Origin of the sequence: Ephemeroptericola cinctiostellae, from assembly GCF_003339525.1 — a bacterium.
GTDB lineage: Bacteria > Pseudomonadota > Gammaproteobacteria > Burkholderiales > Burkholderiaceae > Hydromonas > Hydromonas cinctiostellae.
This window is the reverse complement of record NZ_CP031124.1, coordinates 120,659-134,005: the sequence shown is the minus strand read 5'-3', so window position 1 is coordinate 134,005 and position 13,347 is coordinate 120,659. Positions and strand designations below refer to the sequence as shown.

The window sequence follows — 13,347 nt, the reverse complement described above, 5'->3', positions numbered from 1 at the left end:
TTTTTAGAAGCAAAAAAGAGCAATCTTTTTTGATGAGTGGAGAAGTAGAGATGGCACAAGATCGTAAAGGCGCGATGACAGAAGAAAAACTGTTGAAGATGCCCACAAAAGATTACATGAATGACGTACAACTGGCGTTTTTCAAACAAAAATTGTTGGACATGCAGGCAGAATTGCTGCAAAACGCAGATGACACCACCGAGCATCTGCGCGAAAATGAAGTGGTGCCGGATCCAGCAGATCGGGCCACAATTGAAGAAGAGCATGCATTGGAGCTGCGTACGCGTGACCGTGAGCGTAAGCTGTTGAAGAAAATTGGTCAGGCCATTGAGCGCATTGATTCAGGCGATTACGGCTGGTGTGAAGAAACGGGTGAGCCGATTGGGGTGGGTCGCTTGCTGGCGCGCCCGACGGCCACATTGTCGCTTGAAGCGCAAGAGCGTCGCGAGAAAGTACAGAAAATGTACGGTGACTAAGGGCTGCTAGACCCCGTCATGCACGTGTGGTGCGTGGGTCGTGTAAATAAATGACAAGGATGCCTGTGGGCATCCTTGTTTTTTTTACGTTCAACCACATCTACGCTATAGTGAAGTTCGCAAATGATTTGGATTTTTTGTGGGTCTCGTTGGTTCTCTTCAGTATTGTGAGGGATTGATTTCGTTTGGTTTGATTGATGAGCGAGATACGTCACCCTTCATTGAAAGGATCAATCTGCTTTCATGAAAAATTTAAGGCGTCAAACATCGCAAAAATAAAAGGTTAGCTTTTGCGATTGACTGACACCCCTCGACACAATAGACACGGGTCTGTTCACCCAAAGGAGCAAAAAATGGAACAATATCATGGCACAACGATCATATCCGTGCGGCGTGGCAATTTGGTCGCCATTGGCGGCGATGGCCAAGTCACACTGGGCAACACCATTGTCAAGGGCAGCGCACGTAAAGTGCGTAAGCTTTACCACGGTAAAGTCTTGGCAGGTTTTGCAGGCGCGACGGCGGATGCTTTCACTTTGTTTGAGCGGTTTGAAGCCAAATTGGAAAAACATCAGGGGCATCTCACACGGGCAGCGATTGATTTAACCAAAGATTGGCGTACCGATCGTGTGTTGCGCCGCCTTGAAGCCATGTTGGCGGTCGCAGATCACACCGCCTCCTTGATCATTACAGGCAATGGCGATGTGCTTGAGCCTGAAGATGGTTTGATTGCCATTGGTTCAGGTGGTGCATTTGCCCAGTCCGCGGGGCTGGCTTTGTTGCACAATACCGAATTGACACCTGCTGAAATTGTTAAAAAATCATTGGAAATTGCAGGCAATATTTGTATTTACACCAATCAGAATCACACCATCGAAACATTGTAATTTTTTTGAGTTTGTGTGAGCGATTCGAAAGAAGTGTTTTGAACTTCTGCGCGGACGACACAAAATGTCACAAAATATTTGGGTAATAAGTAAAGGAAAACCATGTCCAGTCCATTTAACATGACCCCCAGAGAAATCGTCTCTGAGCTCGACAAGCACATTGTTGGTCAAAAAGATGCAAAAAAAGCCGTCGCTTTGGCCATGCGCAACCGTTGGCGCCGAGGCCAGTTGGCTGATGCCATGCGCGTTGAAGTGACACCAAAAAATATTTTGATGATGGGGCCGACAGGTGTCGGTAAAACTGAAATTGCCCGTCGTTTGGCGCGTCTTGCTGGCGCACCGTTTATTAAGGTTGAAGCAACGAAATTCACGGAAGTGGGTTATGTGGGCAAAGACGTCGAGTCTATCATCAAGGATTTGATCGAGGTGGCGGTGAAAAATGCACGTGCAGCCGCCGCCAAGCACATGCAAAGCCGAGCTCAAGATGCCGCTGAAGACCGTATTTTGGATGTGTTGTTGCCCCCTTCACGAGATGTGACGACGGGTGAGTATTCGCGTGCCGATACCGAAAGCGCAACCCGTCAAAAATTCCGTAAAAAATTGCGTGAAGGGGAGCTGGACGATAAGGAAATCGAGCTGGAGGTGAGTCAAGGCACGGCACAGTTTGATGTGATGAGCCCCCCAGGTATGGAGGAAATGGCCGATCAGTTGCGTGGTATGTTTGCCAGTATTGGAACGGGTAAAACCACATCGAAGAAAATGAAAGTCAAAGACGCCCTGCGCCAGCTGGTGGATGAGGAAGCGGGCAAAATGGTCAATGAAGATGAGGTGCGCAGCCAAGCGGTTGAGGCTGTTGAGCAAAATGGCATCGTGTTCATTGATGAGTTTGATAAAATTTCTGGCCGAGGTGGCAGTGCTGGCAGTGGTGAGGTTTCACGCCAAGGTGTACAGCGCGATTTATTGCCTTTGGTGGAAGGCACAACCGTTTCAACGAAGTACGGCCTGATTAAAACAGATCATATTTTGTTTGTGGCATCGGGGGCATTCAGTCTGTCCAAGCCGTCGGATCTGATTCCCGAGTTGCAAGGACGTTTCCCGATTCGAGTGGAGCTGAGTTCGCTCAATGTCGATGATTTCAAAGCCATTTTAACAGCAACCGATGCTTGCTTGACCCGCCAATATACGGCATTGATGGCGACTGAGGGGGTGGGTCTTGATTTTACAGAAAGTGGCGTGCAGCGATTGGCCGAAATGGCGTGCGCTGTCAATGAGCGTTCGGAAAACATTGGTGCTCGCCGTTTGCATACCGTCATGGAAAAGTTGCTTGAAGACGTGTCATACAATGCGCACGACTATGAGGGAAAAGCAGTGGTGATTGATGCGGTATACGTTGAGTCACGTTTGGGTGAATTGATTAAAGATGAAAACTTAGCGCAATATATTTTATAAGCCGCATGATATGCAGGGCATGTGCTGCATTCTGAGGGAAAGAAAGAAGCTCCAAAATGATTTTGGAGCTTCTTTGCATTTAAGTCAGGGATTGCCAGATGATGATGAGCAGCGCCAAGCCGTTAAACATGAGTGCTGTAAACACCGTTGCGCTCCCAACATCTTTGGCACGACCCAAAAGATCGTGTTGATCCGTGCTGATGTGATCGGCCAAGTATTCAAGCCCAGTGTTCAACAGCTCTGCCATGATGAGCAAGGCATTGCATGCGCCAAAAAACAGCCACAGCTGCCAGTGTGGTTGCAGGAGCAGGCAGAGCAGCTGTGTAATCGCAACCATCATCACATTGTCACGAAACGCAGCTTCGGTTTGCCAGGCGCTTTTATAGCCCTTCATTGAATAGCTAAAAGCATTGAAAATACGTTGAGGTGAAAACATTAAAAACCATCCAAAAAAATAAAAATGCCCACTTCTGGGTGAAAGATGCCCAGTTTATCGCTTTTTTGCTGAGCACTGTCAAGCTTGTCCATTAAAAAATAAAAAATATGTGATTTATTTGCAAAAATACGCTTGACAACGGGGCTGTTGATATTCATAATTACGTTCTCTTTGGGTAGGTGGCCGAGTGGTTAAAGGCGACAGACTGTAAATCTGTTCTTTCGAGTACGCTGGTTCGAATCCAGCCCTGCCCACCAAAGATGATATTGGGCTTGTCCCACTGTTGGTTGTGGTGCGCGGGAGTAGTTTAGTGGTAGAACCCTAGCCTTCCAAGCTAATGATGCGGGTTCGATTCCCGTCTCCCGCTCCAAAAGTTACATCCGCATTTTATCGCCCATGTGGCTCAGTGGTAGAGCACTCCCTTGGTAAGGGAGAGATCGCGAGTCCGATTCTCGCCATGGGCACCATCTTATATTTTCATTTATTTTTTATAGCTTCGCCCTCAAAGGAGTTTTGACATGGCAAAAGGTAAGTTCGAACGGACCAAACCACACGTCAACGTAGGCACGATTGGTCACGTTGATCACGGTAAAACAACATTAACAGCGGCAATCACCACGATTTTGTCAAAAAAATTCGGTGGCGAAGCCAAAGGTTACGCAGACATTGACGCGGCACCAGAAGAAAAAGCGCGTGGTATCACCATCAACACCGCCCACGTTGAATACGAAACAGCCACGCGTCACTACGCACACGTTGACTGCCCAGGCCATGCTGACTATGTTAAAAACATGATCACCGGCGCGGCTCAAATGGACGGCGCGATCCTCGTATGTTCAGCAGCAGACGGCCCAATGCCACAAACACGTGAGCACATCTTGTTGGCACGTCAAGTGGGTGTACCGTACATCCTCGTATTCTTGAACAAATGCGACATGGTCGACGACGAAGAATTGCTCGAATTGGTTGAAATGGAAGTTCGTGAATTATTGTCTAAATACGATTTCCCAGGCGACGACGTACCTATCGTTAAAGGCTCTGCGAAATTGGCTTTAGAAGGCGACCAATCACCGATCGGCGAACCTGCTATTTTGGCTTTGGGCGATGCATTGGACTCATACATCCCAACACCAGAACGCGCAGTTGACGGCACATTCTTGTTGCCAATCGAAGACGTGTTCTCAATCTCTGGTCGTGGCACGGTGGTGACTGGTCGTATCGAACGTGGCATCGTTAAAGTCGGTGAATCACTCGAAATCGTTGGTATCGCAGACACACAAGTGACAACATGTACTGGTGTTGAAATGTTCCGCAAATTGCTCGACCAAGGTCAAGCAGGCGACAACGTCGGCGTATTGCTCCGTGGTACAAAACGTGAAGACGTGCAACGTGGTCAAGTCCTGTGCAAACCAGGCTCAATCAAACCGCACACCAAGTTTGACGCAGAAATCTACGTCTTGTCAAAAGACGAAGGTGGTCGTCACACACCATTCTTCAACAACTACCGTCCACAGTTCTACTTCCGTACAACGGACGTGACCGGTGCAGTGTCTTTGCCAGAAGGCAAAGAAATGGTCATGCCAGGTGACAACGTATCAATCAGCGTCGAACTGATCGCCCCAATCGCGATGGAAGAAGGCTTGCGCTTCGCGATTCGTGAAGGTGGTCGTACTGTTGGTGCGGGCGTTGTGGCTAAAATCATTGCTTAATTGCTTTTGAACTCGTGGTTTAGGGTTCTAAATGTAAGTGGTTGACCCAAAATAACTCATTGAGGTGGGTTGTTTTGGATAAAAAATAGACGGGGTTCTGTAAGTGTGATAGAATCCCGTTTTAAGTTTTTCGGTGTAGGGGCGTAGCTCAACTGGTAGAGTGACGGTCTCCAAAACCGTAGGTTGGGGGTTCGAAACCCTCCGCCCCTGCCATATCGAAAAACAAGCTGTTTCAAATGTCGCGGTTCTCGCGTTCAATTCCTAATCAAGTCAAATTTTTTTGATTGCCTCAAGTAGAGTGAGTACATGTCTCAATCTCAACAGATTAAAGATGTATCGAATGCCAAGTGGGGCGTTTGGGTACCAATCGTAATATTAGTGGCCGCATTTATGGCCTATTTTTTTGTGCCTAAGGATGCCTCAGAGTATTTGAAGCCGGTCATTCTGAGTGCGGGCTTTGCTGCGGCTGTTGTGTCATTTTTTGTGTCGCCGACGGGTAAGTCTTTTTTGACTTTTGCCAATGAAGCGTATCGCGAAACCCGTAAAGTGGTGTGGCCGACGCGCAAAGAAGTTTTTCAAATGACGGGTGTCGTTTTTGCTTTTGTGGGCGTCATGTCTTTGTTCCTGTGGGGTGTGGATAAAGTTCTTGAATTCGTACTGTACGACTTAATTTTGCGTTGGAAATAATATGGATAAGCGTTGGTATTTTGTTCAGGTGTACTCAAGCATGGAAAAGAGCGTTGAACGTGCTCTGAATGAGCGCATTGGGCGCTCTGAAATGCAAGAGCAATTTGGTCGCGTGTTGGTGCCGACCGAAGAGGTTGTTGAAATGCGTAACGGCAAGCGCGTGGTGGTTGAGCGCCGCTTGTACTCAGGTTATGTGCTGATCGAAATGGCGATGACCGATGAGTCTTGGCATTTGGTCAAGAGCACACCTAAGGTTTCTGGGTTTGTGGGTGGTGTGGGTAATAAGCCGCATGCCTTGCCGCAGGCTGATGTGGATAAAATTCTCGCGCATATGAATGGTGAGCGTCCACGTCCGAAAATTGAGTTTGAGGTGGGTGAGTCTGTGCGTGTCACAGAAGGGCCTTTCGCTGATTTCAATGGTGTGATTGAAGAAGTGAATTATGATCGCAATAAATTGCGTGTCACTGTGACTATTTTTGGTCGTGCGACCCCAGTTGAGTTGGGTTTCGATCAGGTTGAAAAAGTTCAGTAAAAGATACAGGTTAAGCCGTTCAACCTGCTCTGGTTTGTTTAAATAAACCAGAATGTTCAAATGAACGGCACGAGGAGCCAAAGTCAAGCATGTACATGCTTAAAATGGCGATACCACTCATTTAGAGGTTAATTATGGCAAAGAAGATTATCGGCTTTATTAAGCTGCAAATCCCAGCGGGCAAAGCAAACCCGTCTCCTCCAGTTGGTCCAGCATTGGGTCAACGTGGTTTGAACATCATGGAATTCTGTAAAGCGTTTAACGCCGCAACCCAGGGCATCGAGCCTGGTTTGCCAGTTCCTGTGGTCATCACAGCATTTGCTGACAAGAGCTTCACTTTCGTGATGAAAACAACGCCTGCAACGGTGTTGTTGAAAAAAGCAGCAAAAATCACCAAAGGTTCTGCACGTCCGCACTCGGACAAAGTGGCTAAAATCACGCGCGAACAAGCGGAAGAAATTGCAAAAGCCAAGCAGCCTGACCTTACGGCAGCTGATTTGGACGCAGCTGTACGCACCATTGCTGGTAGCGCGCGCAGCATGGGCATCACGGTGGAGGGTCTGTAATCATGGCGAAATTATCTAAAAAACAAAAAACATTGGCTGCTAAAGTCGATCGCAATAAAGTCTATGCGGCCGATGAAGCTTTGGCTTTGGTCAAAGAGACGGCAACTGCAAAATTCAATGAATCTGTTGACGTTGCCATTCAACTTGGCGTTGATCCAAAGAAATCTGATCAAACCGTCCGTGGTTCGGTTGTGTTGCCAGCAGGTACAGGTAAAACTGTGCGCGTTGCTGTGTTTGCACAAGGCGAAAAAGCTGAGTTGGCTAAAGCGGCTGGCGCAGATATCGTTGGTATGGAAGATTTGGCAGAGCAGGTTAAAGCGGGTCAAATGGACTTTGACATTGTGATTGCCACTCCAGATGCAATGCGTATCGTTGGTACTTTGGGTCAAATCTTGGGCCCACGTGGCTTGATGCCAAATCCAAAAGTAGGCACTGTGACGCCTGACGTTGAAACAGCCGTTAAAAATGCTAAAGCGGGTCAAGTGCAGTTCCGTGTAGACAAAGGCGGTATCATTCACGCTACTTTGGGTCGCGCTGACTTTGAAGTGGCTGCATTGAAATCGAACTTGGCGGCATTGGTTGATGCGTTGGTTAAATTGAAACCAGCTTCAAGCAAAGGCGTTTATGTGCGTAAAGTTGCACTCTCGTCAACAATGGGTGTGGGCGTGCGCGTAGACAGCGGTACAATCGCTGGCTAATTGGTATGAGAATGTCGCAGTTGAATGACTGCGACATAAAAGAGAGCTTTGGGTTGTTGTGTGTGTTCGGGTTGAAATGCCTGAAACACCACAGCGGGCTTTCAAAGACCGTTGGTGTGTTGCACTTAATGATTGTTTGGCGACGCTTGGTTTTAATCAAGTCTCCTCGAATAAAAGCCAACGCAGAATGGCGACCCCGAAAATGATTTCGTTTTATATTTATAAAGCAAAACCATGACGGAAGTCGTTGGGTGTTGTGCGATGTTCTTTTGAATGTGCACGACTTTATAAATGAAGTAGGAGTATAACGTGGCATTAAATCTTGAAGGTAAAAAAGCCGTCGTGTCAGAAGTTGCGCAAATTGTAGCAAACGCGCAAACGATGGCAGTGGCTGAATATCGTGGGGTTGGCGTTAGCGCTCTGACGACATTGCGTAAAAATGCGCGCGCGCAAGGCGTTCACATCCAAGTGTTGAAAAACACATTGGCACGCCGTGCGATCGAAGGCACGTCATTTGAGTCTTTATCGGCTGAATTGACGGGTCCATTGATCTATGGCATCTCTGAAGATGCTGTTGCTGCCGCTAAAGTCTTGAATGACTTTGCTAAAACCAATGATAAATTGATCTTGAAAGCTGGCGTTTACAACGGCAAATTGCTCGATCAAGCTGGCATTAAAGCGTTGGCAAGCATCCCTTCTCGCGAAGAGTTGTTGTCGAAGTTGGCATACGTAATGAAAGCACCTGTGGCAGGTATGGCGCGCGCTTTGGCCGCTGTAGCAGCACAGAAGTCAGAAGCAGCTTAATTTCACGATTTGATTTACGCCTCGCTTTGCGTGCGGCGTGATCTCACATTAAATATTTGCGGTTCAAAGAACCGATTGTTAGGAGTTTTAAATGGCTATCACTAAAGACGACATCTTAGAAGCAGTAAGTGCAATGTCTGTAATGGATTTGAATGACTTGGTATCGGCATTCGAAGAAAAATTTGGCGTTTCTGCTGCAGCTGTTGCTGTTGCTGGCCCTGCAGGCGGCGCAGCTGCTGCAGCCGAAGAAAAAACTGATTTTGATGTTGTGTTGACTGAAGTTGGCGCAAATAAAGTCAGCGTCATTAAAGCAGTTCGTGAAATCACTGGTTTGGGCTTGAAAGAAGCTAAAGACCTCGTTGATGGCGCACCAAAAACTGTTAAAGAAGCTGCTCCAAAAGCTGATGCAGAAGCTGCTAAAGCAAAATTGGAAGAAGCTGGCGCGAAAGCAGAACTCAAGTAATTTTTTACTGGGTTTCAAAAACTGGCAACAGCAATGTTGCCAGTTTTTTTGCGTTAAAGTTGATGTAATGAAATCATAAAAGCATGGTATAATTTCAGACTGTCTAAAAATTTAACTTTGTTTCGATTTGAAATTAAATATAAATGCATTTGCTGGGAATAGGTGAGTGCATTTTTGTTTGTTTTCTTCTCGACGACGAGAAAATAAATTTGGTCGGATATGCGTGCAGTCCATTGTGGGTGAGTGCTTCGAGAGAGAGGCTCGCCGAGCGTTTTTTCATATAACGTTTTTCAATTCAATGCGCATGTGTATTGTCCGCCAGCGGTTGGTAGTGGCCAACCACCAAATCCCCCTATGGTCGTCCGTGTCGTTTTAGTCGTGTTGTGTGCTGTTGGATGGTTTGCACACATCATGTCGTCTTTTGGAGTGTGTGATGGCGAAGGCCCAAACTTATTCATTCACCGAGAAAATGCGTGTTCGTAAAAACTTTGCCAAGCGCGAAGTTGTGCAAGAAGTGCCTTACTTGCTCGAAACGCAATTGCGCTCATTCTATGATTTTTTACAAGCAAATGTAGCAACTGATAAACGCACCAATACAGGCCTGCAAGCTGCATTCACATCGATTTTTCCGATTGAATCGCACAATGGCATGGCACGTTTGGAGTTTGTCGGTTATCAGTTGGCTGATCCCATTTTTGATGTGAAAGAATGCCAACAGCGTGGTTTGACGTATTGCTCCTCTTTGCGCGCCAAAGTGCGTTTGGTGTTGATGGATAAAGAAGCATCAAAACCCACCATTAAAGAAATTAAAGAGCAAGAAGTCTACATGGGCGAAATGCCTTTGATGACCAATACAGGTTCGTTCGTGATCAACGGTACGGAGCGTGTGATTGTGTCTCAGTTGCACCGTTCACCTGGCGTGTTCTTTGAGCATGATAAAGGTAAAACACACAGCTCAGGTAAATTGCTGTTTTCTGCTCGCATCATCCCTTACCGTGGTTCATGGTTGGATTTTGAGTTTGATGTCAAAGACATTTTGTATTTCCGTGTGGATCGTCGCCGTAAAATGTCTGTGACCATTTTGCTTAAAGCGATTGGCATGACACCAGAACAAATTCTCGAAAACTTCTTTGAATTTGTACCTGTTAAGTTGTCTGTTGAGGGTGGTTACATTGACGTGGCGCCTGAGCGCTTGCGTGGTGAAGTGGCACGTTTTGATATCATTGATAAATCGGGCAATGTCCTCGTGGCACGCGACAAGCGCATCACAGGCAAGCACATTCGTGACATCGAAAAATCTGGCCTCAAAGAAATCGTGGTGCCTGAAGATTATTTGTTGGGCTTGGTGGTGGCGAAAAACATCATTGACCGCGATACGGGCGAAGTGATTGCCAATGCCAATGCCGAGTTGACCGAAGATTTACTCAAAAAACTGCGTATGGCTGGCATCGCGTCTGTGGACACTTTGTACACCAATGAATTGGATCATGGCGCGTTCATTTCAAACTCTTTGCGTTTGGATGATACAGCGGATCAAAATGCGGCGCGCATCGCGATTTACCGCATGATGCGTCCTGGTGAGCCACCGACCGAAGAGGCGGTTGAGGCTTTGTTCCACCGTTTGTTCTACAATCCAGACGCGTATGATTTGTCACGCGTGGGTCGTATGAAGTTTAACCGCCGTTTGAGCCGTGATTCTGACGAAGGTTCAATGGTGTTGGACAATACGGATATCTTGAATGTGATCGAAACCCTTGTGGATTTGCGCAATGGCAAAGGTGAGGTGGATGACATCGATCACTTGGGTAATCGCCGTGTCCGTTGTGTGGGTGAATTGACTGAAAACCAATTCCGTTCTGGCTTGGCGCGTGTAGAGCGTGCGGTCAAAGAACGTTTGGCGCAAGCGGAGTCTGAAGGTTTGTTGCCGCATGATTTGATCAACTCTAAACCGATTTCTTCGGCGATTAAAGAGTTTTTCGGTTCATCACAGTTGTCTCAGTTTATGGATCAAACCAATCCATTGTCTGAAATCACACACAAACGCCGTATTTCTGCATTGGGCCCTGGTGGTTTGACGCGTGAACGTGCAGGCTTTGAGGTGCGCGACGTGCATCCAACGCATTATGGCCGCGTGTGCCCGATTGAAACACCAGAGGGACCAAACATTGGTTTGATCAACTCGATGGCGATTTATGCCCGTTTGAACGAATACGGCTTCATCGAAACGCCATACCGTCGCGTGTCTGACAGTAAAGTATCAGACACCATCGACTATTTGTCTGCGATCGAAGAAGGTAAATACGTCATTGCACAGGCGAATGCGACTGTGGCTGAAAATGGCTTGTTGACCGATGAGTTGGTCTCTGCGCGTGAATCGGGTGAAACATTGCTTGTGTCGCCAGAACGCGTGCAATACATGGACGTTGCGCCATCGCAAATTGTTTCTGCAGCGGCATCGTTGATTCCTTTCCTTGAACACGATGATGCGAACCGTGCATTGATGGGTTCAAACATGCAACGTCAAGCCGTGCCTTGTTTGCGTGCTGAAAAAGCAGTGGTCGGTACGGGCATTGAACGCACCGTAGCCGTTGACTCGGGCACCGCAGTTCAAGCTTTGCGTGGTGGTGTCGTTGATCACATCGATGCGAACCGCATCGTGATTCGTGTGAATGATGATGAAGCGGTAGCGGGTGAGGTCGGTGTTGATATTTACAACATGATCAAATACACCCGTTCAAACCAAAACACCAACATCAACCAACGTCCCATCGTTAAAAAAGGTGACTTTGTGGCACGCGGTGACGTGATCGCCGACGGCGCATCGACGGACTTGGGTGAGCTGGCTTTGGGTCAAAACATGATGGTCGCCTTCATGCCTTGGAATGGTTACAACTTCGAAGATTCGATTTTGATTTCTGAGCGTGTGGTGGCCGATGACCGTTACACTTCAATTCACATTGAAGAGTTGACCGTTGTGGCGCGTGACACCAAGTTGGGTGCAGAAGACATCACCCGTGACATTTCAAACTTGGCTGAATTGCAACTGAACCGTTTGGATGATTCTGGCATCATTTACATTGGTGCAGAAGTGTCGGCCGGTGACGTGTTGGTGGGTAAAGTGACACCAAAAGGTGAAACGCAACTCACGCCTGAAGAAAAGCTCTTGCGCGCGATTTTCGGTGAAAAAGCTTCTGATGTGAAAGACACCTCATTGCGCGTACCTGGTGGTACAACCGGTACCGTGATTGATGTGCAAGTCTTCACGCGTGAAGGCACGCCACGTGATGCACGTGCTGAGTCGATCATTCAATCGGACTTGAACAGCTATCGCCATGATTTGAATGACCAAATGCGCATTGTTGAAGGCGATGCCTTCATCCGTTTGGAAAAAATGTTGATCAATAAAATGGTCAACGGTGGCCCGAACAAGTTGGCCAAAGGCGCGACCATCACTGCTGAGTATTTACATGATTTGGCTGACAAATATAAATGGTTTGACATCCGCTTGGCGGATGAAGATGCGGCCAAAGCAATGGAAGCCGTACGTGATTCACTCGAACAAAAACGTGCACAGTTCAACAGTGCATTCGAAGAAAAACGTAAGAAGTTAACCCAAGGTGATGACCTGCAAGCAGGCGTGATCAAAATGGTTAAGGTTTACCTTGCGGTTAAACGTCGTTTGCAGCCAGGTGACAAAATGGCGGGTCGTCACGGTAACAAAGGTGTGGTTTCACGCATTTTGCCGATCGAAGACATGCCGCATTTGGCCGATGGCACGCCTGTTGACATTTTGTTGAACCCATTGGGTGTGCCTTCGCGCATGAACGTGGGTCAGGTGTTGGAAGTGCATTTGGGTTGGGCGGCCAAAGGTTTGGGCTGGCGCATTGACAAGATGATGGCTGAACAAGTCAAAGTCGAAAAAATGCGTGAGTTTTTGGACAAAATCTACAATGGCTCAGGTCAAAAAGAAGATTTGAACTCCTTCTCTGACGATGAAATCATGGCTTTGGCGCACAATTTGAAAAAAGGCGTGCCATTTGCAACCCCTGTGTTTGACGGTGCTTCTGAAAAAGAAATTCGTCGCATGCTCGATTTGGCCTTCCCTGACGACGATCCCGCGACCGCTTTGCGTGGCTTTACACCCACGAAAACTCAGGTGCGTTTGTATGATGGTCGCACGGGTGAAGCGTTTGAGCGTCATGTCACGGTCGGTTACATGCACATCCTGAAACTTCACCATTTGGTGGACGACAAGATGCATGCACGTTCAACCGGTCCATACAGCTTGGTGACGCAACAGCCACTCGGCGGTAAAGCGCAGTTTGGTGGTCAGCGTTTCGGTGAGATGGAGGTGTGGGCACTTGAAGCATACGGCGCCTCATACATCTTGCAAGAGATGTTGACGGTCAAGTCGGATGACATCAACGGCCGTACCAAAATGTATGACAGCTTGGTCAAAGGCGAACATGAGATCGATCCAGGCATGCCTGAGTCATTCAATGTGTTGGTTAAAGAGATCCGCTCACTGGGCGTTGATATTGACCTCGAACGTGTTTGATTGCAGAATTGTTACGTGAATTGAAATCAGATTTTGTGCGGCTTGTCCGCGCAAAATCTCTAAATTAAAATCAAAAAAAGTG

12 protein-coding genes and 4 tRNA genes are annotated in these 13,347 nt (G+C 47.4%); 15 read left to right on the top strand and 1 reads right to left on the bottom strand.

The window, feature by feature from the left end:
• Positions 1-32: 32 nt before the first annotated feature.
• The 3 genes from dksA (at position 33) to hslU (ending at position 2,812) form a co-directional block, all read left to right on the top strand.
• Positions 33-476: an RNA polymerase-binding protein DksA gene (gene dksA / locus DTO96_RS00690; protein ID WP_114561736.1), complete on the top strand. Its 444-nt coding sequence runs from the start codon at positions 33-35 to the stop codon at positions 474-476.
• Between the two features lie 353 nt (positions 477-829).
• Positions 830-1,363 (top strand): ATP-dependent protease subunit HslV, encoded by a 534-nt coding sequence (gene hslV / locus DTO96_RS00685; RefSeq protein WP_114561735.1) that lies wholly within the window; start codon positions 830-832, stop codon positions 1,361-1,363.
• Between the two features lie 102 nt (positions 1,364-1,465).
• Positions 1,466-2,812: an ATP-dependent protease ATPase subunit HslU gene (gene hslU, locus DTO96_RS00680; RefSeq protein WP_225972522.1), complete on the top strand. Its 1,347-nt coding sequence runs from the start codon at positions 1,466-1,468 to the stop codon at positions 2,810-2,812.
• Between the two features lie 79 nt (positions 2,813-2,891).
• Here hslU and DTO96_RS00675 read toward each other — a convergent pair whose 3' ends face one another.
• A complete protein-coding gene (locus DTO96_RS00675; protein ID WP_114561734.1) occupies positions 2,892-3,248 on the bottom strand; it encodes a diacylglycerol kinase in 357 nt (118 codons plus the stop codon).
• A gap of 173 nt (positions 3,249-3,421) precedes the next feature.
• On the opposite strand from DTO96_RS00675, the gene DTO96_RS00670 reads away from it, so the two are divergent.
• The 12 genes from DTO96_RS00670 to rpoB all read left to right on the top strand — a co-directional run bounded on the left by DTO96_RS00670 (position 3,422) and on the right by rpoB (position 13,265).
• Positions 3,422-3,505, top strand: a tRNA-Tyr gene (locus DTO96_RS00670).
• 39 nt (positions 3,506-3,544) lie between these two features.
• A tRNA-Gly gene (locus DTO96_RS00665) sits at positions 3,545-3,618 on the top strand.
• 22 nt (positions 3,619-3,640) lie between these two features.
• Positions 3,641-3,715 (top strand) — tRNA-Thr (locus DTO96_RS00660).
• A gap of 51 nt (positions 3,716-3,766) precedes the next feature.
• Positions 3,767-4,957 carry an elongation factor Tu gene (gene tuf, locus DTO96_RS00655; RefSeq protein ID WP_114561733.1) on the top strand — a complete coding sequence of 397 codons (1,191 nt, stop codon included), beginning with the start codon at positions 3,767-3,769 and terminating at the stop codon, positions 4,955-4,957.
• Between the two features lie 137 nt (positions 4,958-5,094).
• Positions 5,095-5,170 (top strand) — tRNA-Trp (locus tag DTO96_RS00650).
• A 93-nt stretch (positions 5,171-5,263) separates the two neighbouring features.
• Positions 5,264-5,644, top strand: a complete 381-nt coding sequence (secE, locus tag DTO96_RS00645) for a preprotein translocase subunit SecE (protein ID WP_114561732.1) — start codon at positions 5,264-5,266, stop codon at positions 5,642-5,644.
• Between the two features lies 1 nt (position 5,645).
• A complete protein-coding gene (nusG, locus tag DTO96_RS00640) occupies positions 5,646-6,176 on the top strand; it encodes a transcription termination/antitermination protein NusG (RefSeq protein WP_114561731.1) in 531 nt (176 codons plus the stop codon).
• Between the two features lie 134 nt (positions 6,177-6,310).
• Entirely contained in the window at positions 6,311-6,742 is a 432-nt protein-coding gene (rplK, locus tag DTO96_RS00635; protein ID WP_114561730.1) for a 50S ribosomal protein L11, read from the top strand.
• Positions 6,743-6,744: 2 nt separating this feature from the next.
• The gene (gene rplA, locus DTO96_RS00630) at positions 6,745-7,440 is read left to right on the top strand and encodes a 50S ribosomal protein L1 (protein ID WP_114561729.1); all 696 of its coding nucleotides are present in this window, start codon (positions 6,745-6,747) and stop codon (positions 7,438-7,440) included.
• A 309-nt stretch (positions 7,441-7,749) separates the two neighbouring features.
• Complete coding sequence (rplJ, locus tag DTO96_RS00625; RefSeq protein WP_114561728.1) at positions 7,750-8,244, top strand: 50S ribosomal protein L10; 495 nt, start codon at positions 7,750-7,752, stop codon at positions 8,242-8,244.
• Positions 8,245-8,335: 91 nt separating this feature from the next.
• On the top strand, positions 8,336-8,707 hold the full coding sequence (rplL, locus tag DTO96_RS00620; RefSeq protein WP_114561727.1) for a 50S ribosomal protein L7/L12: 372 nt from the start codon (positions 8,336-8,338) through the stop codon (positions 8,705-8,707).
• Positions 8,708-9,140: 433 nt separating this feature from the next.
• Complete coding sequence (rpoB, locus tag DTO96_RS00615; RefSeq protein ID WP_114561726.1) at positions 9,141-13,265, top strand: DNA-directed RNA polymerase subunit beta; 4,125 nt, start codon at positions 9,141-9,143, stop codon at positions 13,263-13,265.
• The last annotated feature ends 82 nt before the right edge of the window (positions 13,266-13,347 follow it).

What these genes read in the sequence shown, in the direction of transcription:
- dksA (WP_114561736.1), top strand. Translation starts at nt 33, where the DNA reads ATGAGTGGAGAAGTAGAGATGGCACAAGATCGTAAAGGCGCGATGACA.
- hslV (WP_114561735.1), top strand. Translation starts at nt 830, where the DNA reads ATGGAACAATATCATGGCACAACGATCATATCCGTGCGGCGTGGCAAT.
- hslU (WP_225972522.1), top strand. Translation starts at nt 1,466, where the DNA reads ATGTCCAGTCCATTTAACATGACCCCCAGAGAAATCGTCTCTGAGCTC.
- DTO96_RS00675 (WP_114561734.1), bottom strand. Translation starts at nt 3,248, where the DNA reads ATGTTTTCACCTCAACGTATTTTCAATGCTTTTAGCTATTCAATGAAG.
- tuf (WP_114561733.1), top strand. Translation starts at nt 3,767, where the DNA reads ATGGCAAAAGGTAAGTTCGAACGGACCAAACCACACGTCAACGTAGGC.
- secE (WP_114561732.1), top strand. Translation starts at nt 5,264, where the DNA reads ATGTCTCAATCTCAACAGATTAAAGATGTATCGAATGCCAAGTGGGGC.
- nusG (WP_114561731.1), top strand. Translation starts at nt 5,646, where the DNA reads ATGGATAAGCGTTGGTATTTTGTTCAGGTGTACTCAAGCATGGAAAAG.
- rplK (WP_114561730.1), top strand. Translation starts at nt 6,311, where the DNA reads ATGGCAAAGAAGATTATCGGCTTTATTAAGCTGCAAATCCCAGCGGGC.
- rplA (WP_114561729.1), top strand. Translation starts at nt 6,745, where the DNA reads ATGGCGAAATTATCTAAAAAACAAAAAACATTGGCTGCTAAAGTCGAT.
- rplL (WP_114561727.1), top strand. Translation starts at nt 8,336, where the DNA reads ATGGCTATCACTAAAGACGACATCTTAGAAGCAGTAAGTGCAATGTCT.
- rpoB (WP_114561726.1), top strand. Translation starts at nt 9,141, where the DNA reads ATGGCGAAGGCCCAAACTTATTCATTCACCGAGAAAATGCGTGTTCGT.